The sequence below is a fragment of the Luteimonas saliphila genome, assembly GCF_016774335.1.
GTDB lineage: Bacteria > Pseudomonadota > Gammaproteobacteria > Xanthomonadales > Xanthomonadaceae > Luteimonas > Luteimonas saliphila.
The window spans coordinates 116,177-138,557 of the sequence record NZ_JAETWA010000035.1 but is presented as its reverse complement, the minus strand read 5'-3'; the positions used below and the strand labels follow the sequence as shown (position 1 = coordinate 138,557).

Below are 22,381 nucleotides of genomic sequence, written 5' to 3'. Positions count from 1 at the left end.
CTGAATGTGCCGCTGCGGCACGCCGCGTCCCCGTTAGCGTGCCACGCGGCCGGCGCACGACCTCAGCGTGCACCGGCTTCCTGCGGCACGGAGACCGGCGAACGCCGCCAGGTCAGCGCATGCAGGATGCGCAGGTCTTGCTCGTCGAGCGCGGTACCGTTGTCGCCCCGGAAGCGCATGCGGTAGGCGTGGATCGCGGCCTCGAGCCTGTCGGTGGAGTAGCCGATCAGGCGCAGGGCATCGACCGGATCGAATTCCGGCGGCGGCGGCGGCGCGTCGGGGTCGGGCCAGATACCGAAGCCGGCATCGAACAGCCGCTTCCACGGGAACAGAGGCCCCGGGTCGATCTTGCGGCCCGGGGCCAGGTCGGAATGACCGATCACCGCGGTCTTCGGGATGCGATGGCGTGCGGTGAGGTCGTCCAGCAGGCGCAGCAGCGCGGACACCTGCGGCTCGCTGAAGGGCTCGGTGCCGTCGTTGTCGATCTCGATGCCGATCGAGGCCGAGTTCAGTTCGTGGATCGTGCCCCAGCTCCCCGCGCCTGCGTGCCAGGCGCGGTGATCGTCGGCGACCAGCTGGTAGATACGCCCGTCGTCGCCCACCAGGTAGTGCGAGCTCACCCGTCCACCGCTGTTGCGCGTGCGCAGCGTGCGCAGGCTCTGCTCCACCGAATCCTGTTCGGTGTAATGCAGCACGATCACCTGGGCGCGACGCGCATCGAAGTTATCGGAAGGCACCCAGGTGGCCATGGGGTTGCGCGGCGCGCCATGCTGGCAGGCGGCGAGCGCGAGCGCGCAAGCGCACAGGATCGCGAGGCGGATTCGTTTCGACATGCCCGCATTGCATCGCCTGCGCGCCGCGATTGCAAGTTCTTCGGGGCGGTTCGCCGCCGTTCGACGCCTGCGCTCTGGCGTGTGCGTACGCTCATCGCGCGTGATTGCAAGGTGGATTGCCCGTCGACTGCCCGCTTGCGCGGTCCGCGTCGTGGTGTCCTGACGGGCCCGCCGCGGCCGGCAGGCCTCTGCGGCGAATGTCCCGCGGCGTCCGCCTGCGGCGTGCGGCCCGGGGATTCAGTGCGCCTCCCATTGTCATTTCGACCGAAGGGAGAAATCCCGGGACGTGGCCAGATCTCTCCCTGCGGTCGAGATGACAGGGCGCCTGCCGTTCGAATCCATCCCTCCCTGATCTCGCCGCAGAACCTGACCACGTTGGGCCGCGGCTTGCGGTTACATGCCCGCGGGCGCGGAGTGCTCTGGATATTGCCTTGGCGGCCGCGACAGATCCGGAACGCTGGGTGCGGGTGTCCTTGGGTGCGAAATCAAGGAGGAGGCGACGGCCGCCAGGCCGTTGCCGGGGGACATTCGCACCCAAGGGCACCCGTGCCCGGCGCCACGATCAACGGCCAGCCGCTTCGCTTTTCCCGACTTCGCCTTTCCTTCGCAATGGCAGAAGAAAAAAGCGGGCAGCTCGCGCTGCCCGCCTTCACCTCGTGGGGGAGGTGGATACCGCTTCGATCAGGACTCGTAGGCCGATTCGCCGTGGGTGGTGATGTCCAGGCCCTCGCGTTCGGCTTCCTCGCTCACGCGCAGGCCGAAGACCAGCTTCGCCACCAGGAAGCCCACGACCGAGACGATGCCGATCCAGGCGATCGTCATGACCACGCCCAGCGCCTGCGTGGCGACCTGCGCGCCCATGTCGAAGTCGTCGCCGCCCAGGCCGCCCAGGCCCGGCGCGTAGAACACGCCGGTGAGGATCGCGCCGACGATGCCGCCGATCGCATGCACGCCGAACACGTCGGCGGTGTCGTCGACCTTGAGCAGCTTCTTCAGCCCGGTCACGCCCCAGACGCAGATCACGCCCGCGGCCAGACCAATCGCGATCGCGCCGAGCGGACCGACCAGTCCCGCCGCCGGGGTGATGCCGACCAGGCCGGCGACCGCACCCGAAGCCACGCCCAGCGCCGAGGCCTTGCCCTTGGTCAGCTTCTCGGTCAGCGCCCACGCCAGCACCGCGGCAGCGGTGGCCACCAGGGTGTTGATGAAGGCCAGCGCCGCGCCCGCGGTGGCTTCGAGGTTGGAGCCGGCGTTGAAGCCGAACCAGCCCACCCACAGCAGCGACGCACCGACGAAGGTCAGGGTGACGTTGTGCGGCTTGAGCGCCTCGCGGCCGTAGCCCACGCGCTTGCCGACGAAGTACGCGCCCACCAGGCCGGCGATGCCCGCGTTGATGTGCACCACGGTGCCGCCGGCGAAGTCCAGCGCGCCACGCTCGAACAGGAAGCCGCCGGTCGCCCAGACCATGTGCGCGATCGGCAGGTAGCCGAGCGTGAACCAGATCACCGAGAACAACAGCACCGCCGAGAACTTCACCCGCTCGGCGAACGCACCGACGATCAGCGCGCCGGTGATGCCGGCGAAGGTCGACTGGAACGCGACGAACACGTACTCGGGCAGGCTGACGCCGTCGGTGAACGTGGCCGCGAGCGTATCGATCGTCACCCCTTTGAGGAACAGCTTGTCGAGGTTGCCGATCCACGCGCCTTCGCCGGAGAACGCCAGCGAGTAGCCATAGACGATCCACAGCACCACCAGCAGCGAGAATACCGAGATCACGTGGATCAGCACCGACAGTACGTTCTTCGAACGCACCATGCCGCCGTAGAACAGCGCCAGGCCCGGCACCACCATCAGCAGAACCAGCAGGGTCGAGGTCAGCATCCAGGCGACGTCGCCCTTGTCGACCACCGGTTCTGCGGCGGCTTCGGCAACCGCCTCGGCTACCGGCGCGGTCGCATCCTGCGCGAGCACATCGAAGGTGCCGGTCAGGCCGGCCACGCCGACCAGCAGGGCCAGTCCGAGCGCCTGCATGCGGGTCTTCCACCCGGAGAATGAAAGGAATTTCATGGAATGAGCCTCCACAGGTGGGTTAGAGCGCGTCCGCGCCGATTTCGCCGGTGCGGATGCGGATGACCTGGTCGAGCGCGACGACGAACACCTTGCCGTCGCCGACCTTGCCGGTGCCCGCGGACTTGGTGATGGCCTCGAGCGCGGCATCGAAGACCTCGTCCGACACCGCCGCCTCGATCTTGAGCTTGGGCAGGAAGTCGACGACGTATTCGGCGCCGCGGTAGAGCTCGGTATGGCCCTTCTGCCGGCCGAAGCCCTTGACCTCGGTGACCGTCAGTCCCGAGACGCCGGCCTCGCCGAGCGCTTCGCGCACCTCGTCGAGCTTGAACGGCCGGATGATGGCGATGATCAGTTTCATGGAACGCCTCCTCTTGGAATCTGGGGTCGCGTCGGTCAGAACGACTTCGACAGGGACAGCACGAAGGTCTCGTCGGGGCCGATCAGGTCGTTGTCGTTGTAGGACAGGCCGATGCCGAAGCCGCTGTCGAAGGCCTTGTCGACGCCCACCTTCCAGAACGCGTAGGTTCCGGTGCCGCCGACGCCCTTGACCCACTGCTTGCCGACCGCGGCGGTGGTGCTCCAGCCGTCCTCGAACTCGAAACTCGCCGACAGGTCGAGGTTGGTGCTGCCGTCCGAATCGGGGATGCCGAACAGGTCGGTGACCGCGTACCAGTACTTGGCGCTGAGGAACTTGTAGCTCACGCCGAGGTAGAGCTCGAGGGTATCGGCGTCGGTGAAACCGGCCGGGTAGTCGCCCGGATACCAGTAGTAGTTGGCGCCGACGTCGTAGCCGAAGTCGCTCTCGCCGAACGAACCGGCGTAGCCGATGAAGCCGTCGAGTTCCACCTGGCTGGAGATCTCCGGATCGGCATCGGACAGCCAGCTGATGCTGCTGCCCCAGGCGCCGGCGTAGAAGCCGCTCTCGTGTTCCCAGGTGAGGCCCGCCTGCAGGGCCGGTTCCTCGTTGGTCTGGGTGATGCCGCGGAACAGGTAGTCGCTGACCACCGTGACCGAACCGGACACTTCGGCGGCCGCGTTGCCGGCCATGAGCAGCCCGGCGGACAACAGGGTTGCAGCTGCGATCTTGCGTGGTGACATGACAGGCTCCTCATTTGCGGAAAAATGGAAAAGCCCTCCCCGGTCTTGCATGTCTGCTCACCCGCTGGGCATCCCCATGCCTGGCGCGGGCGCCGGCGGGCGCTCTGCGGGCCCTGTCCGGTCGTACTGGTTCCCTGGTTCCGTGTGCTCGTGCCGATGGATTCCTTAGGCTTGGGAGTGGCGCGGCCCGCGTGGGGGAGGGCCGCACGCCCGGCGACGCGCCGGACGCGGAAGGCAGCCGGGCGCCCGGCTCGCGCCGGACGCCCGGTTCGATCAGACGCCGTAGTAGAGCTGGTACTCGAGCGGGTGGGTGGCGGCGCGGAACTTGGTGACTTCCTGCATCTTCAGGTCGATGTAGCCGTCGATGAAGTCGTCGCTCATCACTCCGCCGGCCTTGAGGAAGTCGCGGTCGGCATCGAGCGCGGCCAGGGCCTGGTCGAGGCTCGAGCACACCTGCGGGATCAGCTTCTCCTCTTCCGGCGGCAGGTCGTACAGATCCTTGTCGCTCGGGCCGCCCGGGTCGATCTGGTTCTTGATGCCGTCCAGGCCGGCCATCATCAGCGCGGTGAAGGTCAGGTAGCCCGACTGCAGCGGATCGGGGAAACGCACTTCGATGCGGCGCGCCTTCGGGTTCGACACCCACGGAATGCGGCAGCTCGCCGAGCGGTTGCGCGCCGAGTAGGCCAGCATCACCGGCGCCTCGAAGCCCGGGACCAGGCGCTTGTAGCTGTTGGTGCCGGAGTTGGTGAAGGCGTTGATCGCGCGCGCGTGCTTGAAGATGCCGCCGATGTACCACAGCGCCATCTGCGACAGGCCGCCGTAGCCGTCGCCGGAGAACAGGTTCTGCCCGCCCTTGGCCAGCGACTGGTGCACGTGCATGCCGCTGCCGTTGTCGCCGACGATCGGCTTGGGCATGAAGGTCGCGGTCTTGCCGTTGCGGAAGGCGACGTTGCGGATCACGTACTTGGTGGCGAGCAGCTCGTCGGCCTTCTTCACCAGCGAGTTGAACTTGGTGCCGATCTCGCACTGGCCGGCGGTCGCCACCTCGTGGTGGTGGACCTCGACCTCGATGCCGATCTGCTCGAGCGTCTTGACCATCTCCGCGCGCAGGTCGTGCAGCGAGTCGGTCGGCGGCACCGGGAAGTAGCCGCCCTTGACGCCGGGACGGTAACCGCTGTTGCCGCCCTCGTAGTCCTTGCCGGTGTTCCACGCCGCTTCCTCGGACTCGATCTGGAAGAAGGTGTGGCCCATGTCGTTGCCGAAGCGCACCGAGTCGAAGACGAAATACTCGGGCTCGGGGCCGAAGAAGGCCTGGTCGGCGATGCCGCTGGACTTGAGGTAGGCCTCGGCGCGCCGGGCGATGCCACGCGGGTCGCGCGAGTAGCCCTGCATCGTCGCCGGGTCGAGGATGTCGCAGGTCAGGTTGAGGGTCGGATCGGCGTAGAACGGATCGAGATAGGCGGTGGACGCGTCGGGCAGCAGGATCATGTCCGACTCGTTGATGCCCTTCCAGCCGCTGATCGAGGAGCCGTCGAACATCTTGCCGTCCTCGAACAGCGAGGGTTCGACGATGCTGGCGGGGAAGGTGACGTGCTGCTGCACGCCGCGCATGTCCACGAAGCGCAGGTCGACGAATTCGACCTTGTGGTCCTTGATCAGCTTTTCGACATTCTCGAGCGACATCGGTGAGGCCTCAGGTTTGCGAAGGAATGGGTAATGTGACGCAAGCCGCGTGCCAACGCTCGTCCGCATACAACCTATTGATTTTCAATAAATGTGCAGCGCGGCCGCGCCGAAACCGCACGGTTTCGGTGAAGATTCTGTGACGGTTGCACCAAGTTGGGGAGTGCCGGCTGCCGCATGAACCCGGCCGCGCACGGATCGGCGTCGGGTCGCCGGCGGGTGCTCGAGGCGAATCAGGCGACGTGTCGCGACGCCCTCGCTGCGGCCGCAGCACCGTCGCGCCACGCGGGCAGGGCAACGCCGCCGGCCGCACCGCGGCTTTGCGTTTATCCTGCCGGCTGCGCACCGAAGGGCTCCCATGTCAGATCCGCTGTCCGCCCTCCTGCTGGGCATCCTCGAAGGGCTCACCGAGTTCCTGCCGGTCTCCAGCACCGGCCACCTGCTGATCGCGCAGCACTGGCTCGGCGCCCGATCGGACTTCTTCAACATCGTCATCCAGGCCGGTGCGATCCTGGCGATCACGCTGGTGTTCCGCCAGCGCATCTGGGACCTGGCCACCGGCCTGCACGATCGCGCCAACCGCGACTACGCGACGAAGCTCGCGGCCGCGTTCGGGGTCACCGCGCTGGTCGGACTGCCGGTGCGGCTGGCCGGTTGGGAGCTGCCGGAAACGGTGACCCCGATCGCCTGGGCGCTGATCCTGGGCGGGGTATGGATGATCGTCGCCGAGCGCGTGGCCGAACGTCGCGGCGACGGCATCGAGGTCACGTGGACGGTGGCGGTGCTGGTCGGGCTGGCGCAGGTGGTGGCGGGCGTATTCCCCGGCACCTCCCGCTCGGCCGCGGCGATCTTCATGGCGATGCTGGCCGGCCTCGGGAGGCGCTCGGCGGCGACCGAATTCGTGTTCCTGGTCGGCATCCCCACCATGTTCGCGGCCAGTGGCTACGCCTTCCTCGAACTGTGGAAGGAAGGCGCCATGGGCGGCGAGGCCTGGGGCGACGTGGCGCTGGCGTTCGCCGCGGCCACCGCCACCGGCTTCGTGGTGGTGAAGTGGCTGCTCGGCTACATCAAGAAGCACCGCTTCACCGGTTTCGCGGTCTATCGGATCCTGCTCGGCGGCGCGCTGCTGCTGTGGCTGCCGGCCGGAGACTGAGGCCGGCGGGGACGACGCACGTTCGTCGCGGCCGCCTGCGGCGACGGTGAGGCGCGCTCCGCGCGACCGCGCCGACCGTAGCCGTCCCAAGCCATCTCCGGGACCGCGGCCCGACGAACTGTCGCTGCGTCGTCGATCTCCGGGCCCATCATTCGTCGACCCCGGGACCACCGCGGCATCGCAGCCGCAGCCGCGGCATCCCCGACCGGAGCGAAGACGACATGGCCTACATCGACGGCTTCCTGATCCCCGTCCCCGGACGCAACCTCCCCGCCTATCGCCGGATGGCGCGCAAGGCGGGCAAGGTCTGGATGGAGTACGGCGCGTTGCAGTACCTCGAATGCGTCGAGGACGACGTGTCGCCGGGCCAGCTGACGTCGTTCCCGCTGGCGGTCCAGCGCAAGCGCGGCGAGGTGGTCCTGTTCTCGTTCATCGTCTACCGCTCGCGCCGGCATCGCGACGCGGTGAACAGGAAGGTCATGGCCGACCCGCGCATCGAGGCGATGTCGCCGGGCCGGATGAAGATGCCGTTCGACCCCGCGCGCATGGTCTGGGGCGGGTTCGAATCGATCGTCGCGTTGTAATCCATCCACCACACGCCGGCCCGGCCGGCAGGGAGCTCCGATGTCCGAGACAAACAGCGTCAACTGGTTCGAACTCTACGTGCAGGACATGGCCCGCGCACGCGCGTTCTACGAAGCCGTCCTGGGCACCACACTCGAGCCGCTGAAGGCGCCCGGGGACGACGACGGCCTGGAGATGTGGGCCTTCCCCGGCGACATGGAACGCTACGGCGCCAACGGCGCGCTGTGCCACATGCCCGGCGTGCCGTCCGGCCCCGGCGGCACCCTGGTCTACTTCGGCTGCGACGACTGCGGCGTCACCGGCGCGCGCGTGGCCGGGGCCGGCGGCCGCGTGCATCGCGAGAAGATGTCGATCGGCGAGTACGGCTTCATCGTCCTGGCCTTCGACACCGAAGGCAACCTGTTCGGCCTGCACTCGATGCGCTAGTGCCGGTGCCAGCCCCACGGCGCGCGGGGTTGCGCTGCGCGCCTTCCTCCAAGGAGCCCACATGCGAGGTCCCGTCTTCGCCATCGCCGCCCTGCTGGTCGCGCTTCCCGCGACCGCGGCGGACACCGTCTACGAAATCGATCCCACCCACACCTTCCCCAGCTTCGAGGCCGACCACCTGGGCGGGCTCTCGGTCTGGCGCGGCAAGTTCAACACTTCCCGCGGCACCGTGGTGCTGGACAAGACCGCGGGCAGCGGACGGATCGAGGTCGTCATCGACACCGGCAGCATCGACTACGGCCTCGAGGCGATGAATGCGGAGGCGCGCGGCGCCGGGTTCTTCGATACCGCGACCTGGCCCGAGGCGACCTACACCGGCACCCTGGCCGGCTTCGATGACGGCAGGCCGACGCGCGTGGACGGCGAGCTGACGCTGCGTGGCGTCACCCGGCCGGTGACGCTGGAAATCCGCAGCTTCAAATGCATGCCGCACCCGCTGCACCGGCGCGAGCTGTGCGGAGCCGACGCCTTCGCCACGATCCGGCGCGACGAGTTCGGGATGTCCGCCGGCAAGGACTACGGGTTCGACATGAGCGTCGACCTGCGCATCCAGGTCGAGGCGGTCGAGGTCGAGCCCGGCACCGCGAAGCGGTAGCGGGCAGCCGGATCTCAGTCGGCGGCGGCGCTTTCGGCGCGGGCCAGCAGCAACGCGCGTTCGCGCGCGTTGCGGGTCATGCCGGCGGCGCGTTCGAATTCCAGCCGCGCCTCGTCGAAGCGGCCGAGGCGATGCAGCAGGTCGCCGCGCACCGCGGGCAGCAGGTGGTAGCTGCGCAGGGCGGGGGCGTCGGCCAGCGCATCGACCAGCGCCAGCGCCTCTTCCGGTCCGGAGCGCATCGAGACCGCGACCGCACGGTTGAGGTCGACCACCGGCGAGGGCGCGACGTCGGCCAGCACGTCGTACAGCCGCACGATCCGCGTCCAGTCGGTGCGCTCCAGCCTCGGCGCGCGCGCATGGCAGGCCGCGATCGCCGCCTGCAGCATGTACGGACCGGGTCCCGGGCCGGTCGCCAGGCGTTCCGCGTGCGCCAGCGCGAGCAGGCCGCGCTCGATCGCGTCGCGATCCCAGCGCGCGCGGTCCTGGTCCTGCAGCAGGATCGGTTCCCCGGACGGACCGGTACGCGCGGCCGCGCGCGAGGACTGCAGCTCCATCAGCGCGAGCAGGCCGAAGGCTTCCGGTTCGCCCGGCGCGAGTCCCACCAGCAGGCGCCCCAGGCGCAGCGCCTCGGCGCACAGGGCGGGTCGCATCCAGTCGTCGCCGGCGGTCGCGGCATAGCCTTCGTTGAACACCAGGTAGACCACGCCCAGCACCGCCGACAGCCGCTCGGGCAGCTCCTCGCGGCGCGGCACCTCGAACGGCACGTCGGCCTCGCCGAGGGTGCGCTTGGCGCGCACGATGCGCTGCGCGACCGTGGCCTCGGGCACCAGGAACGCGCGCGCGATCTCGTCGGTGGTCAGGCCGCACAGCAGGCGCAGGGTCAGCGCGGTGCGGGCCTCGAGCGACAGCAGCGGATGGCAGGCGACGAAGATCAGCCGCAGCAGGTCGTCGCCGATGTCGTCGTCGAAGGCGGCCTCGCGCGCGGCGTGGAGTTCGTCGTGCAGGCCGTCGAGCTCCTGCGCGATCTGCGCGTGCTTGCGCTGCTGCAGCTGGTACCGGCGCAGGTGGTCGATCGCGCGGTGCTTGGCGGTCGCCATGAGCCATGCGCCCGGGTTGTCAGGCACGCCCGAGGCGGGCCAGCGCTCCAGCGCGGTGACCAGCGCGTCCTGCGCCAGTTCCTCGGCCAGGTCGAGGTCGCGCACCATGCGCATCAGCGCGGCGATCACCCTGGGGGATTCGGCGCGCCAGACGGCGTCGATGCGGCGGTGCAGTTCCGGGACGGGCATGGCCATGGATCAGAGCACCGCCGCCGCGCGGCGCGCAAGTCGCGGACGTCATGGCTCGGGCTCCGCATGGGCGGCGGCGCGCGCCGGCATCCCGCCGCAGGCGGCACGATCCTCGGTCTCGGGCCTCGGCGGCGGTTCGTGCGCCGGCGATGGCGCCGCCGCGTGCGGGGCGCGGCCGCTGCCGGGGCCGACCGCCTCCAGGCCGCGTCGCGCCAACAGCCCGAGCATGCTCAACGCCCTGCCTCCGGCGTGTCCACTACCCGGCCCCGCGCCGGCTCACGCCGGCATCTCCCGCATGTGCACCAGTTCCCAGAGATGGCCGTCGGGATCCACGAAGCCGTGGCCGTACATGAATCCCTGGTCCTGCGCCGTGCGATGCGCCTGGCCGCCGGCGGCGACCGCCTTCGCGACCAGTGCGTCGACCTCGCGGTCGCTGTCGCACGACAGGCACACCAGGACTTCGGTATGGGTGCGCGCGTCGACGATCGCGCGTTCGGTGAAGGTGCCGAAGAACGGCTCGACCAGCAGCATCACGAAGATGCCGTCGCCGACGATCATGCAGGTCGCATTCGCGTCGGTGAACCGCGGATTGAAGCTGAAGCCGAGGGCGGTGAAGAACGCGACCGACGCGTGGAGGTCCTTGACCGGGAGGTCGACGAAGATCCTGCGTGGCATGGGGACTCCTGCGGGCCGGTCCGGGGGAGGCGGGACATCGCCCCACCCTGCCCGGACGACGAACCCGCGCACCGCCGATCGACAACGCGTCGCACCGCCGCAGTGCCCGCCCGCAGATGGGCGTAGGCTGGCCGGCGACATCGTTCCCGGAGGCATCGCCATGCGTCGTCTACTCGCCCTGGTCCCGCTCGCCGCCGCGCTGGCGGCGTGCACGCCGTCCCATCCACCGGCCTCGCCCCCGCCCGCGACCGATGGGGTCGCACCGCCGCTGGCGCCCGCCGCGGCCCCCGACGCGCAGGCACTGGCCGCATCCGGCTGGCAGCTCGATTCCGCCGTCGACCGTGCGGGCCAGCGTATCGACGCGCTGTTCCCCGCACCCGATCGGCACCTGCAGCTGGAGTTCGCCGACGGCCGCGTTTCGGTCAGCGGCGGCTGCAACCGCATGAGCGGCGACTACACGCTGGCCGGGGACCGGCTCGCGGTCGGGCCGCTGGGACGGACCAAGATGTTCTGCGGCGGCGGTGCGCTGATGGCCGCCGACGATGCGATCGCCGCACGCCTGTCCGCCGGCGGCACGCTCGCCAGCGGCGGCGACGGCACCCTGGTGCTGACCACCGACGCCGGCGACCGCCTCGGCTTCAGCGGCACGCCCACCGCGCAGACGCGGCACGGCGGCACCGGCGAGCGCGTGTTCCTAGAGGTCGCGCCCGAACGCGTGGCCTGCCACCACCCGCTGATCCCGGACTTCCGCTGCCTGCACGTGCGCGAAGTGAAGTACGACGCGGGCGGCCTCAAGAGCGGCCAAGGCGAGTGGCAGTTCTTCTACGGGGAGATCGAGGGCTACACCCACCAGCAGGGCGTGCGCAACGTGTTGCGCGTGAACCGCTTCGACGTGGCCGATCCCCCGGCCGACGGGTCGTCGGTCGCCTGGGTGCTGGACATGGTGGTCGAATCGGAGACCGTGACGCCCTGAGCGCAGGCGTCGCGCGCTTCAGGCGGTTGCCCGGCAAGGGCCGCGACGCTTCCGCGCATGTCGCCGCCGCATCGGCGCAGTGGCGCGGGGGACGAAGAGACGGCGCCGCGCGTGCCGGCGGCAACGGCGTCCCCGGGTGCTGGCTCAATCGCCCGCGCGCGGGTGCAGCGAATAGGTCCCGTACGTCGCCGCCTCGGCGAGCACATGGCCCTGCATCGCGCGCAGCACGTCGCCGGCGGTGAAGCCGTCCGCCAGTCCGAGCGTCGCCACGTCCAGCGCGAACACGCGGAAGAAGTAGCGGTGCAGTCGCAGGTCGTTCGGCGGCGGGTACGGGCCGTCGTAGCCGAGGTAGTCGCCGCCGAGTTCGGCATCGCCGGCGAACCAGCCGCTGTAGTCGTTGCGGCCCTGGCGCGCGCCGGCCGGGCCCGGAGGCGCCGACTTGCCGCCTCTGGTCACGCCGTCGCTGCAACTGCCCGCGTCGATGCTGCGCACGTCGGCCGGAATGTCGGCCATCGCCCAGTGCACGAAGTCGCCGCGCGGGTGCGCGACCGGGATCTCCACGCCTTCCTTGCCGGCCAGCGACGGATCGGTCGGCGCGTCGGTGTCGATGCACAGCAGCGCGAACGAGCGCGTGCCTTCGGGCACGTCCTCCCATGCCAGGTGCGGGTTGCGGTTGCCGCCGAAGCCGTCCGGCGCGCCCATCGCGAATTCGAACGCGATGGCGCCGCGGTGTTCGAAACTCTCGCTGCGAATGCGCATGACGATCTCCCGTGCGGGTCAGGGCGTGCAGGATAGTCCATACCGATATGCGTTCAAATCGCAGGAGCGGCTTCAGCCGCGACCGGTCGCGAACCTCGTCCGGCAGCGGTCGCCTGCGGCGCTCACGTGATTCGTGCTCACTCGGACACGGCCGCCGCCAGCCGTTCCGCCGCCCAGCGTTCGGCATAGCCGCCGAAGCGCGCATCCTCGAGGAAGCCGCAATGCCCGCCCCAGGGCACGATCTCCACGCGCGCGAGTTCGGGCAGGGCCAGGGCATGGAATTCGTCGAGCGGGATCACCGGGTCGTCGGCCGCCATCAGGATGTGGGCCGGGACCTGCAGCGCCTGCAGCCGGTCGCCGGCCACCGAGTAGCCGTCGAAGTAGTTGTCGATGCTGCCCAGGTCGGTGTGCCGCTGCACCAGCCATTCGGTCAGCTCGCGCATGCCCAGGCGCAGGGTGGCGTCGTCGAAACCCACCTGTTCGGGGAACAGCGCGCGCTTGCGCAACAGCGAACTGCGCCACTTGCGCTCGAAGTAGCGCATGTAGAACCACAGCCCGTGTTCCATCCGGTGCATGGTCCGCGCCGGGTCCAGCACCGGGCACACCGCGGCGACGCGGGCCAGCGGCAGGCCGGCGGCCGGTGCGCGCAGGGCCAGGCGCAGGGCGAAGTTGCCGCCCAGCGAGTAGCCGGCGACCACCATCGGCCGCGGCGCGAAGCGCGTCGCGACGTCGCGCGCGGCGTGCACCACTTCCTCGATCCGGCAGGAATGGAAGATGTCGGGATTGAGGTGGTGGGTGTCGCCGTGGTCGCGGAAGTTGAGCCGGAACACCTCGAAGCCGCGCGCCAGCAGCTGCGCGGCGGTCAGTCGCATGTAGCTCGATTCGGCGCTGCCCTCCCAGCCGTGCAGCAGCAGCGCGAGCCCGCGCGGTTCGGTGCCGGGCACCACGCTGTGCAGGCCGTGCAGGCGCACGCCGTCGCCGCCGTCGAGCAGGTGCTCGGTGGTCACCGCGCCGGTCCTGGCCAGCGCCTCCGCCCCGAGCCTGCGCCGCCATGGGCTGGTCGCGAGCACCGTCTGCAGGTGCGGGCTGCGCAGCCAGCGCGGCGGCGCGTAGGCTGGCGCGAGCGGGCCGCCGCCGGGCGTCACGGCGCCATCGCCGCGACGATACGCTCGCGCGCGGTCTCGGCGATGCGGCGGCGGCCCTCGGTGTCGCCGGGCGCGATCGGTTCGAGGAAGACCACGTCCGCCGGCCGCGCCGGCTCGCCCAACAGGCGCAGGAAGTTGCCGAAGAAGCTCTCGCCGGGCGCGAACGCCACCACGGTCTGCGCGCTGCCGTGTTCGCCATAGCGCAACGCCACCGGCTGCACCGGCACGCCGGCCTCGACCGCGGCCAGGAAGATCCGCGCATGGAACGGGCCGACCTCGCGCCCGTCGCGGGTGCGGCCTTCGGGGAACACGCCCACTGCGCGGCCGTCGCGCAGCCGCGCCAGCATCTCGTGCAGCACCCCGCCCAGCGATTCCTGGCTGCCGCGCTGGTGGAAGATGGTCTCTCCGCGCGCGGCCAGCCAGCCCACCAGCGGCCAGCCGGCGATCTCGCGCTTGGCGACGAAGCCCATCATCCGCTGGCTGTGCAGGGCCACGATGTCGAGCCAGCTGACATGGTTGGCGACGAACATCACCGCGCCCGGGACCGGATGCCCGATGCGGCGCGTGCGGATGCCGAATACCCGCATCAGCCCGCCCGACCACAGCCGCACCGCGCGCTGGTGCAGGCGGCCGCCGCCGGCCAGCCGCAGGTTGCCCAGCGGCGGGGCCATCAGCAGCAGGGTCAGCGGCAGATGCACCAGCAGGTGCCACAGCAGGAAGGGGATACGCACCGCGTAACGGAGGACGCGCACAGGGCAAGCCAGCCAGCAGCAACGGGAATTCGATGCGCGCACGATACCCAATGGCGGCCGCCATCGGCCAGCGGAGGGTGACGCGGCGGGCTGCGGTGCAGCGTCCCGACAGGGACCGTCGAAGGCGCGCGCCCGCGCTCAGCCGCGCGGCACCACCGCCAGCGTCAGCCGCGAGACGCAGACGAGCTTGCCGGCTTCGTCCTCGATCCGGATGTCCCAGACCTGGGTGCTGCGGCCCACGTGCAGAGGACGTGCGGTGCCCGTGACGGTGCCGTTGCGCACGCCCCGCAGGTGGTTGGCATTGATCTCGATGCCGACCACGCCGTGTCCCTCCGGCGCGCACAGGCCGCCGGCGCTGCTGCCGAGCGTCTCGGCCAGCAGCACCGAGGCACCGCCATGCAGCAGCCCGTACGGCTGGTGCGTGCGCGCGTCGACCGGCATCGTGCCGCGCAGGTAGTCGGGGCCGATCTCGGTGAAGACGATGCCCAGCGGCTCCATCGCGGTGTTCCGCGACATCGCGTTGAGCTCATCGAGGGAGACGTCCGCGCGGAACATCCGCGCCGGGCTCAGCGGAACTTGAACAGGCTCGGGCGCCACGCGCGCGAGTAGCTGGCCTTGCCGTAGCCGCTGCTGCTGCCGTAGCCCATGCCGAACTCGCCGCCGCCATCGCGGCTGCGACGCGCGTGCATGCGCTCGACCAGCTCGTCGCGGCGGCTCTCGAGCCAGTCGGCGCGGCCGACGGTGGCCGGATCGATGCCGCGCTTGCTGGCCTCGCGTTCGCGGTAATCGCAGAAGTCGTCGTAGGCGTCGAGTTCGTGCTTGAGCTCACGCACGCACAGCTCGATCATGATCGCGTCGTCGAGGAAACCCAGCACCTCGACGTGGTCGGGGATCACGTCCTTGGGATCGGCGAAGTACACCAGCGCCGAGAGCACGTGCTGCTTGTCCTCGTCCTCGAGGTGCCAGCCCTCGTCGCGGACCATCGCGATCATGTCGTCCAGGCGGACCAGCCGTTCGCGGATGAAGTCCGGCGTCTTGACCTTCTGCGCACCTTCCAGCAACCCCGCCGCGGCGGCGATGATCTCGTCGGCCGACTTGTGCTCCGCCGCCTTGTGCGCGGCTTTCAGCGCGGCGGTGAAATGCGCGAGATCCTGGTCGTTGAGGTCGATGGTCAGCGAAAGCGACATGGCGGGGTCCGGGGCGGAGGAGAAAAGACGTGCAGCCTAGGCCGCGCGCGGCGCGCGCGTCAATCGCGCGAAGCGGTGTGCAGCCCGCGTCCGCAGCGACGTCGGCGGCGACGGGTGCGCCGCCTGGCAGGTCACGCGAAGCGGAAGCGCGCGTCGCCCGACGCCGGTGTGTAGCGCTTGTCGGTGGCGTAACCGCTGCTGTTGCCGTAGCCGACTCCGAAGCCGCGCTCGCGGCGCTCGAAGGCGGGCAGCGGACGCAGGGTACGGGCAAGCGTCAGGGTCTGGCGGGAGGGGGTGCGGGGGGAAACGTTCATGGTGGGCCTCGTGGGCGTTGTGTTTTGGTGTGTTGGTAAAGTAATACACTAAACGGGTTCTCGCATGGGCCGGAAGTCATGGCCTTGCGGAAATGTTCGCTTCCGGCCGGAACCTGTTGATTCGGATGGGATTCGGGGGCCGTCGGTTGCATCTCCGGAGGCATGACTGACGACCTACGGCAAGGCGCGCGGACAGCGCCTGTGCCAGCCCGCGGGCGGGCGCGCGGATCGGGGAACCCGCCGATCGCGCAGCCTCCCGCTACCGCGGGACCGAGTCGCCCCGGGGCCCGCGCGGGTGCAGGCGGCTCAGAGGATGGGCGCGAGACCGGCGCCGAAGGCCGTGAAAATGCGCGTGAGCAGGGTGCGGAAACCGAGATTGACCTCGGGGAAGTCGCCCACCGGCTCGTGGCAGTCGCGGAAATCCGGGTCGAACGGCGACAGCGGCTGCGGACACGCCGGCCCCGGCTGGAATTCGTAGCTGGTCGCGTAGCGCATCGGCCACAGGTCGAACACCGGCAGGTGCTCGGACACCTTGGCCAGCGAGTACTCGAGCCCCGAGAACACCGGCGGCTTGTCGCGGCGCGCGATCACCCAGGCGTTCGCGGGCGCGATGTCGCGGCGGATGCTGTCGGCCAGCGCCCGCGCGAAGACCGGATCGTCGATGATCACCGCGCTCTCGGTGTTGTAGTCGTCGCCGCGCGGATCGAAGTTGTGGGTGCCGACGACGCCGATGCGGTTGTCGATCACCAGCGACTTCGCATGCAGGCCGAAACGTACGCCGGCGCGCTTGAGCGGCACGCGCCGGTGCACGCCGATGCCGGCATAGCGCAGCGCGGCGTACTCGCGGCTGAGCGGCGGTTCGCGCCGGACATCGTCATCGGCGCCGTCGCCGGGCGCCGCATCCGGCGCGGCCTCGCCGATGTTGACGCTGCCGTCCGCATTCCACGAGATGTCGACCGCGCCGGTGGCCTCCAGGTCGATCGGCGCATCCTCCGGAAACGGCTTGAACTCGTGGATCTCGAAACCGAAGTCGCGCAGGTAGCGGCGCTTGTACTTGTAGGACAGCGCGTAGGTGATGAACGAGTCGGTCGCCGCCAGGCTGTTGGTGGAGACGATCACCCGCGGCGGCGTTGCGCGCTCGTGCATCCGCTCGAACATCGCCTGCGCCGGCTTCGACAGCACCAGGTAGGGCGTCTGCAGCAACACCTCCTCCCGCGCCGATTCGATCAGCCCGTGCAGCAGCGGCGAGGCCGGCGCGCCGCCGACGGCGGCTTCGCGGTCGCGGCGGTGCTTCTGCGGCAGGTCGGCGATGAAGACCACCTCGCCCACCGGGATCGCCGCCCCGGCCAGCCCCTGGCGCACCAGCACGGCATCGTCGGCGGCGCGCGACATCGCCGCGACCCGCTGCGGATCCTCGTAGGGCCACGGCGACAGCGGCGGGGCGCCCTCGCGCAACAGGTGGCGGCCGACATCGTCCAGCCGCTCCACCGGCACGCTCAGCGGCGCGTTCCAGAACGCCTCGAAGTTCTCCGCCATGGCGGCGGTCGCCGGCCCGCTGACCAGGACGTCGCGGTCGCGGAAGTTGAACTCGGGATTCCAGTCGTAATAGTCGTCCTGGTAGTTGCGCCCGCCGGTGATGCCGACGATGCCGTCGACCAGCAACAGCTTGCCGTGCATGCGCTGGTTGAGCCGGCGCCAGCAGCAGGCGGCGGCCCAGGCGTACATCGGGTAGCTGATGCGCGCACGCGCCAGCACCGGGTTGTAGATGCGCAGTTCGAGGTTGGCGTGCGCCGAGGCCAGGGCGGCCAGGGTGTCGACCTGGCGCAGCGCGGAGAGCTGGTCGACCAGCACCCGCACCCGCACGCCGCGGCGCACCGCGGCCAGCAGCTCGTCCAGCACCAGGTGGCCGGCGTCGTCCTCGTCGAAGATGTAGGTCTGCAGGTCGATCGAGCGCTGGGCGCCGCGGATCAGGTCCAGGCGCGAGACCAGCGCGTCCTGGCCGTAGTCGAGCAGCAGCGCGTAATGCCGCGGCTGCTGCGGCGTGCTTTCGGCCCAGGCGCGCACGCCCAGCTCGCGCAGCGGCGAGGGTCGCGCGCAGGCGTCGGCCGCATCGCATTCGACCAGGGTCGAACGGGCCTCCGCCGCGATCCGTGCGGCCTGGTCGCGCTGCAGGGTCGACAGGCTGCCGCAGGCGCTGCAGGTCAGGACCAGCAGCGCGGCGAGGACGCGCAACGCCGGGGTCATGGTGTCTTCGGCGGGGTCCGGGTACGGATGTGCAGCGAGAACACCACACGGTCGCCGAGGGCGAAGGCCCATCGATCCATCGCGTAGTCGCTGCGGTAGACCACGCCGCTGGCGACCACGTCGCAGTCGAGCGTCGGCCGGTCGCAGGTGGCCGGTTCGAGGGTGAACACCTCGCGCCGGCGCACGCCGCGGATCGTGAGCGCGCCGCCCAGCAGGCCGCCCTCGCGCAGCAGCTCGTCGTCGTAGGGGTCGGACACGAATTCCACGTAGGGATGCTGGTCGGCGTCGAAGAAGCCCTTGCCCCGCGTGACCTTGGAGTACTGGGGATGGTCGAGGATCTCCACCTCGCGCGTGGGCAGGCGTAGCCGCACCTGGCGGCGCTGCTCCGATACCTCCGCGATCTCGCCCTGCCAGTGCGGGAACCGGCCCTCCAGCGCCTGGCCCCAGCGGGTCTTGAGGGTGAAGCCGATGCGCGAGTGGGCGGTATCGATCTCGGCGGCCGGCAGCGGCAGCGCGACACACAGGCCCAGCAGCAGCGACAGCCACCGCAGCGGGCGCGAGGCCCGCGGCCCCGCCGTCGAAGTCATGGCCACCAGAATGCGGACAGGGTGGCGATGCCCGGCTCGATCGCGGACTCGGCGGGCAGCGACAGCACCGCGACCGCGGCCGGCGGCATGCCGCGGTACTCGCCCGACTGGCCGCTGTGCAGCAGCGCCACCAGCCGTTCCAGGCCGGGGTTGTGGCCGACCAGCATGAGCCGGTCGGCGTCGCGGTGGCCGTCGATCAGGCCCGCCAGCGTGCCCGGCATCGCCTCGTAGATCACTGGCTCCAGGCGCTTGTCGAGGTTGCCCACGACCTCCACCACCGCATCGAGCGTCTCGCGCGTGCGCCGCGACGGCGAACACAGCACCCGGTCGGGCACCAGTGCCTTGTCGCGCAGCCAGGTCGCGACCGCATCGGCCTCGGCCAGGCCCTCGGCCGACAGCGGGCGGTCGAAATCCGCCTGCCCGGGCTGGGGCAGCTCGGCATGCGCGTGCCGCAGCAGGATCAGTTCACGCATCGATGCCTTCCTCCCGGTGGCGTCGCACAGCAGCCCTGGCGCACGCTCAGGCGCGCTTGAGCCACTTCAGCAGCGGCTGCCAGTCCGCCTGGTGTTCGCGCACGTGCGCCGAGTTGTAGTCGAACAGGCTCTTGCCGAAGCCGACCAGCATCACGTAGGCCTGGCTGTCGCGCAGTTGCGCCACCAGCGGATACGGCCACTGGTTGAGCAGGTCCATCGCCTGCTGCGAGGCATTGGTCCACGGCCGCAGGCGGTTGCCGACCAGGCCTACGCGCAGCTCGCCCTTGCGCACCCGCGGATGCTTGGCCAGGGCGTTGAGGAACGGCACCGTGGCGTCGATGTCCAGCGCCGAGGGCAGGACCGGCACCACCAGCGCGTCGGCGTGCTCGAGGTAGGTTTCCAGCGCATCGGCATGGGCGCCGGCCGGGGCGTCGACCACGACGCGATCGGTGCCCTCGGGGATCGATTTCCATGCGGTGCGGTGCCGGCTGGCGCCGTCGATCGGCAGCACCGCGCTTTCCAGGGTGGCGCGGCGTTCGCACCAGCGGGTGGACGAGCCCTGTGGATCGGCATCGACCAGGACGGTCTTGCGCCCCGCGAGCGCGGACTCCGCGGCGAGGTGGGTTGCGATCGTGGTCTTGCCGACACCGCCCTTGGAACTGGCCACCAGCACGGTCTTCATCCACTGCCTCCGCCTTGGGAACGAGTCGCGAGCGTACACCGGCGGCGCGGCAGCCGCGAACCGGTCGCAAGGGGCGCCCCGGGACCGCAGCGCTTCCGACGCGATCTTCACGATCCGAGGGTCAACAGCGCGCGAAGCCGCATCCCGCGGCCCCGGCGACGGGGCCGGAACCGGCACGGTACGGAACGGCCCGGCCGCCCCCGCGCGTCTGCTATCGTCGCCCGGCCCCAGCCTCGACACCCGTGCATGAGCGACCTGCAGGACCTCGTGGCGCTGATCCGCGCCGATACCCCGCTGATCGTGGTCGAGACCCCCGACGAGATGCGCGTGGTGGCCCTGTTCCGGCAATCGCTCACCCACGTGTGGCGGGCGCTGTACCGCTGGTCGATCACCGAAGGCCTGCGCCGGCTGGACCTCGACCGCGAGGACCCGGCGGACGTGGCGCCCGATGCCGGCGCCACCTTGGCCGCGATCCGCAACGCCGACCAGCGCGGGGTCTACCTGCTGCTCGACTTCCACCCCTACCTCGGCTATGCCGGCACCCAGCGCCAACTGCGCGAGATCCTGCAGCGCCGCGGCTGCCTGGCGCACACCGTGGTCCTGGTCGGGCACAAGGTCGAACTGCCGGGCGAACTCGACGCCAAGGCCGCGCGCCTGCGCCTGCGCCTGCCCGACGCCAATGCCCTGCTCAAGCTGGTGCGCGAGGAGATCGCCGCCTTCCAGCGCGTGAACGAGGGCCGCCGGGTCGAGGCCGACGACGCGGTGGTGCGCCGGATCGTGCGCAACCTGCAGGGCCTGGACGCGATGGATGCGCGCCGCATCGCCCGCCACCTGATCCAGGACGACGGCGTGCTCGGCCCCGGCGACCTGCCGGCGCTGGCGCGGCTGAAGTTCGAGCTGCTCAACAAGAGCGGCCACCTGCACTACGAATACGACACCGCACGCTTCGCCGACGTCGCCGGCGCCCGCCGGCTCAAGCGCTGGGTGGAACAGCGCCGGCGGGTATTCGTCGACGGCGAGGCGCCGCCGGGGCTGGACCCGCCGAAGGGCCTGCTGTTGCTCGGGGTGCAGGGCTGCGGCAAGTCGCTGCTGGCCAAGGCCGTGGCCGGCGGCTTCGGCGTGCCGCTGGTGCGGCTGGACTTCGGCACCCTCTACGCCAAGTACCACGGCGAAACCGAAGCCAACCTGCGCGCCGCGCTCGCTTCCACCGAACAGCTCGCGCCCTGCGTGCTGTGGATCGACGAGATCGAGAAAGGACTGGCCGCGGGCAGCGCCGACGGCGATGGCGGCGTCTCGCGGCGGGTGCTGGGCTACCTGCTGACCTGGATGGCCGAACGCAAGTCGCAGGTGTTCCTGGTCGCCACCGCCAACCAGGTGCAGGACCTGCCCGCCGAGCTGCTGCGCAAGGGCCGCTTCGACGAGATCTTCTTCGTCGACCTGCCCGATGCCGACACCCGCGCGCACGTGTTCGAACTGCACCTGCGCCGACGCGAGATCGATCCGGAGCGCTTCGACCAGCGGGCGCTGGCGCAGGCGGCCGAAGGCTTCTCCGGCGCCGAGATCGAACAGGCGATCGTCGCCGCGCTGTACGTCGCCCACGCCGACGCGCGACCGATCGACGACGCGCTGCTGCTGGAGGAGATCCGCGCGACCCGCCCGCTGTCGGTGGTGATGCGCGAACAGGTGGCCGCACTGCGCGCCTGGGCCGGCAGCCGCACGGTGCCGGCGGACTGAGGGCGCCTCAGCGCCGCGGCGGTTGCCAGCCCGGCGGCGGGTCGGCCTTCACGCCCGCTTCCTGCAGCACGCGGTCGACAAGTTGCTGCTCGCCCCCGATCGACGGATCCGCAAGCAGGCGCGCGAACTGGGCGGCACCCGAGCGCGGCTGCTGCTGCGCGATGCGGCCCCATTCGAGCATGCGCCAGTCCATACGTCGCTGGCGCGCGTCGACGTCCGCGCGCTCCGCGGGTGTGGTCGCGAGCGAACGCAGCATGCCGAGCCCGGCCCGCTCGTCGGCGATGCTCGATGGGGTCTGTGCGAGCAGCGTGGCCACATGGCGGCAGTCGTCGCGTCGCGCGGGGATCGCGCGCAGCATGTCGGGCCCGCAGGCCTCGGCCAGCGGCCCGTAGGCGGGCATCGCGACCGCGGCCCACAGCACCATCGCCGAGACGGCGGCGGCTTCGTCGGTGTCGAATGCCTCGCCAGCGCCCAGCGCAGACTGTTCCACGGCGGTCGGCGGATGCCGCCGGTAAGCCGACGCGATCCAGCGCACGCCCTCGTAAACTCGCGCGTCGGCGCGGGTCGCGGTGCGCGCAGCCGCCAGCAGGGCGTCGCCGGTGACGCCCGCGTACAGCAGCGGCATCAGGTTGCCCGAGTCCGCCGCCTGCCAGCGTCGGGCGGCCTCCCGGCGCGGCTGCGAGCCGGCGGGCATGGCCGCCACGACCAGCTGGAGGGCGATCTGGTCGTCGCCGGCCTTCGCGGCCGCGTCGCGCAGCCAGGCATCGATCTGCGGATTTCGCGGCGCCGCTCGCGACGGCGCCTCGCCGTCGGGGGCGCGCGCCTGAGGCGCATCGGCCGCGGTGCGCAGCAATGCCGCCAGCGCCAGCTCGCGCGCGCCGCCACCACGCGCCAGCTCGTCGGCGAGCCGCGCGGTGTAAGCCTGGTGCGCAGCCGCCTGTGCCGACTGCGTCGGATCGGCGTCGTCGTTCCAGTCCTGCGCATGCGCGGCGGGCAGGGCCAGCAGCAATGCGGCGAGCAACAACGATCGGGTCATGTCGCGAGGTTCCGGTGCAGGTCGCGAC

At 70.7% G+C, this 22,381-nt stretch carries 24 protein-coding genes; 6 read left to right on the top strand and 18 right to left on the bottom strand.

Annotated features, from left to right (window positions below):
• Positions 1-62: 62 nt before the first annotated feature.
• The 5 genes from JMO03_RS09305 to glnA all read right to left on the bottom strand — a co-directional run bounded on the left by JMO03_RS09305 (position 63) and on the right by glnA (position 5,687).
• Positions 63-833 (bottom strand): N-acetylmuramoyl-L-alanine amidase, encoded by a 771-nt coding sequence (locus JMO03_RS09305; RefSeq protein WP_202842710.1) that lies wholly within the window; start codon positions 831-833, stop codon positions 63-65.
• Between the two features lie 681 nt (positions 834-1,514).
• The gene (locus JMO03_RS09300; RefSeq protein WP_238346024.1) at positions 1,515-2,903 is read right to left on the bottom strand and encodes an ammonium transporter; all 1,389 of its coding nucleotides are present in this window, start codon (positions 2,901-2,903) and stop codon (positions 1,515-1,517) included.
• 22 nt (positions 2,904-2,925) lie between these two features.
• Positions 2,926-3,264 (bottom strand): P-II family nitrogen regulator, encoded by a 339-nt coding sequence (locus JMO03_RS09295; RefSeq protein WP_149102907.1) that lies wholly within the window; start codon positions 3,262-3,264, stop codon positions 2,926-2,928.
• Between the two features lie 35 nt (positions 3,265-3,299).
• Positions 3,300-4,004 carry a TorF family putative porin gene (locus tag JMO03_RS09290; RefSeq protein WP_202842709.1) on the bottom strand — a complete coding sequence of 235 codons (705 nt, stop codon included), beginning with the start codon at positions 4,002-4,004 and terminating at the stop codon, positions 3,300-3,302.
• Positions 4,005-4,277: 273 nt separating this feature from the next.
• Positions 4,278-5,687, bottom strand: a complete 1,410-nt coding sequence (gene glnA / locus JMO03_RS09285; protein WP_202842707.1) for a type I glutamate--ammonia ligase — start codon at positions 5,685-5,687, stop codon at positions 4,278-4,280.
• Between the two features lie 358 nt (positions 5,688-6,045).
• On the opposite strand from glnA, the gene JMO03_RS09280 reads away from it, so the two are divergent.
• From JMO03_RS09280 to JMO03_RS09265, 4 genes are all read left to right on the top strand, one after another.
• Complete coding sequence (locus JMO03_RS09280; RefSeq protein ID WP_202842706.1) at positions 6,046-6,840, top strand: undecaprenyl-diphosphate phosphatase; 795 nt, start codon at positions 6,046-6,048, stop codon at positions 6,838-6,840.
• Positions 6,841-7,061: 221 nt separating this feature from the next.
• Positions 7,062-7,424, top strand: coding sequence for a DUF1428 domain-containing protein (locus JMO03_RS09275; RefSeq protein WP_202842704.1), 363 nt, complete (start codon positions 7,062-7,064; stop codon positions 7,422-7,424).
• Positions 7,425-7,464: 40 nt separating this feature from the next.
• The gene (locus JMO03_RS09270; RefSeq protein WP_202842702.1) at positions 7,465-7,851 is read left to right on the top strand and encodes a VOC family protein; all 387 of its coding nucleotides are present in this window, start codon (positions 7,465-7,467) and stop codon (positions 7,849-7,851) included.
• A gap of 61 nt (positions 7,852-7,912) precedes the next feature.
• A complete protein-coding gene (locus JMO03_RS09265) occupies positions 7,913-8,506 on the top strand; it encodes a YceI family protein (protein ID WP_202842701.1) in 594 nt (197 codons plus the stop codon).
• A gap of 14 nt (positions 8,507-8,520) precedes the next feature.
• Here the strand turns inward: JMO03_RS09265 and JMO03_RS09260 are convergent, their stop codons facing one another.
• Both JMO03_RS09260 and JMO03_RS09255 read right to left on the bottom strand, forming a co-directional pair.
• Positions 8,521-9,792 carry an RNA polymerase sigma factor gene (locus JMO03_RS09260; RefSeq protein WP_202842720.1) on the bottom strand — a complete coding sequence of 424 codons (1,272 nt, stop codon included), beginning with the start codon at positions 9,790-9,792 and terminating at the stop codon, positions 8,521-8,523.
• A gap of 276 nt (positions 9,793-10,068) precedes the next feature.
• Positions 10,069-10,467 (bottom strand): VOC family protein, encoded by a 399-nt coding sequence (locus JMO03_RS09255; RefSeq protein ID WP_202842700.1) that lies wholly within the window; start codon positions 10,465-10,467, stop codon positions 10,069-10,071.
• Between the two features lie 160 nt (positions 10,468-10,627).
• Here JMO03_RS09255 and JMO03_RS09250 point away from each other — a divergent pair, with 160 nt between their 5' ends.
• The gene (locus JMO03_RS09250) at positions 10,628-11,440 is read left to right on the top strand and encodes an META and DUF4377 domain-containing protein (protein ID WP_202842699.1); all 813 of its coding nucleotides are present in this window, start codon (positions 10,628-10,630) and stop codon (positions 11,438-11,440) included.
• Between the two features lie 144 nt (positions 11,441-11,584).
• Here the strand turns inward: JMO03_RS09250 and JMO03_RS09245 are convergent, their stop codons facing one another.
• The 10 genes from JMO03_RS09245 to JMO03_RS09200 all read right to left on the bottom strand — a co-directional run bounded on the left by JMO03_RS09245 (position 11,585) and on the right by JMO03_RS09200 (position 19,583).
• Complete coding sequence (locus tag JMO03_RS09245) at positions 11,585-12,199, bottom strand: YbhB/YbcL family Raf kinase inhibitor-like protein (protein ID WP_202842698.1); 615 nt, start codon at positions 12,197-12,199, stop codon at positions 11,585-11,587.
• Positions 12,200-12,336: 137 nt separating this feature from the next.
• Positions 12,337-13,344, bottom strand: a complete 1,008-nt coding sequence (locus JMO03_RS09240) for an alpha/beta fold hydrolase (protein ID WP_202842697.1) — start codon at positions 13,342-13,344, stop codon at positions 12,337-12,339.
• On the bottom strand, positions 13,341-14,096 hold the full coding sequence (locus JMO03_RS09235) for a lysophospholipid acyltransferase family protein (RefSeq protein ID WP_337926390.1): 756 nt from the start codon (positions 14,094-14,096) through the stop codon (positions 13,341-13,343). Before JMO03_RS09235 ends, JMO03_RS09240 begins: the two co-directional genes overlap by 4 nt.
• Positions 14,097-14,234: 138 nt before the next feature.
• Positions 14,235-14,651 (bottom strand): hotdog fold thioesterase, encoded by a 417-nt coding sequence (locus tag JMO03_RS09230; RefSeq protein WP_202842695.1) that lies wholly within the window; start codon positions 14,649-14,651, stop codon positions 14,235-14,237.
• 11 nt (positions 14,652-14,662) lie between these two features.
• Entirely contained in the window at positions 14,663-15,283 is a 621-nt protein-coding gene (locus JMO03_RS09225; RefSeq protein WP_202842694.1) for a YkvA family protein, read from the bottom strand.
• Between the two features lie 131 nt (positions 15,284-15,414).
• Entirely contained in the window at positions 15,415-15,597 is a 183-nt protein-coding gene (locus tag JMO03_RS09220) for a hypothetical protein (protein WP_202842693.1), read from the bottom strand.
• A gap of 306 nt (positions 15,598-15,903) precedes the next feature.
• Positions 15,904-17,841, bottom strand: a complete 1,938-nt coding sequence (locus tag JMO03_RS09215; RefSeq protein ID WP_202842691.1) for a phospholipase D family protein — start codon at positions 17,839-17,841, stop codon at positions 15,904-15,906.
• Positions 17,838-18,428, bottom strand: a complete 591-nt coding sequence (locus tag JMO03_RS09210; protein ID WP_202842689.1) for a YceI family protein — start codon at positions 18,426-18,428, stop codon at positions 17,838-17,840. The genes JMO03_RS09215 and JMO03_RS09210 overlap by 4 nt, the downstream gene beginning before the upstream one ends.
• Positions 18,425-18,901, bottom strand: a complete 477-nt coding sequence (locus JMO03_RS09205; protein WP_202842685.1) for a SixA phosphatase family protein — start codon at positions 18,899-18,901, stop codon at positions 18,425-18,427. Before JMO03_RS09205 ends, JMO03_RS09210 begins: the two co-directional genes overlap by 4 nt.
• 46 nt (positions 18,902-18,947) lie before the next feature.
• Positions 18,948-19,583: a ParA family protein gene (locus JMO03_RS09200; RefSeq protein ID WP_149102926.1), complete on the bottom strand. Its 636-nt coding sequence runs from the start codon at positions 19,581-19,583 to the stop codon at positions 18,948-18,950.
• A gap of 246 nt (positions 19,584-19,829) precedes the next feature.
• On the opposite strand from JMO03_RS09200, the gene JMO03_RS09195 reads away from it, so the two are divergent.
• Positions 19,830-21,317, top strand: coding sequence for an AAA family ATPase (locus JMO03_RS09195; RefSeq protein WP_202842683.1), 1,488 nt, complete (start codon positions 19,830-19,832; stop codon positions 21,315-21,317).
• A 7-nt stretch (positions 21,318-21,324) separates the two neighbouring features.
• Here JMO03_RS09195 and JMO03_RS09190 read toward each other — a convergent pair whose 3' ends face one another.
• Complete coding sequence (locus JMO03_RS09190; RefSeq protein ID WP_202842678.1) at positions 21,325-22,353, bottom strand: hypothetical protein; 1,029 nt, start codon at positions 22,351-22,353, stop codon at positions 21,325-21,327.
• Between the last annotated feature and the right edge of the window lie 28 nt (positions 22,354-22,381).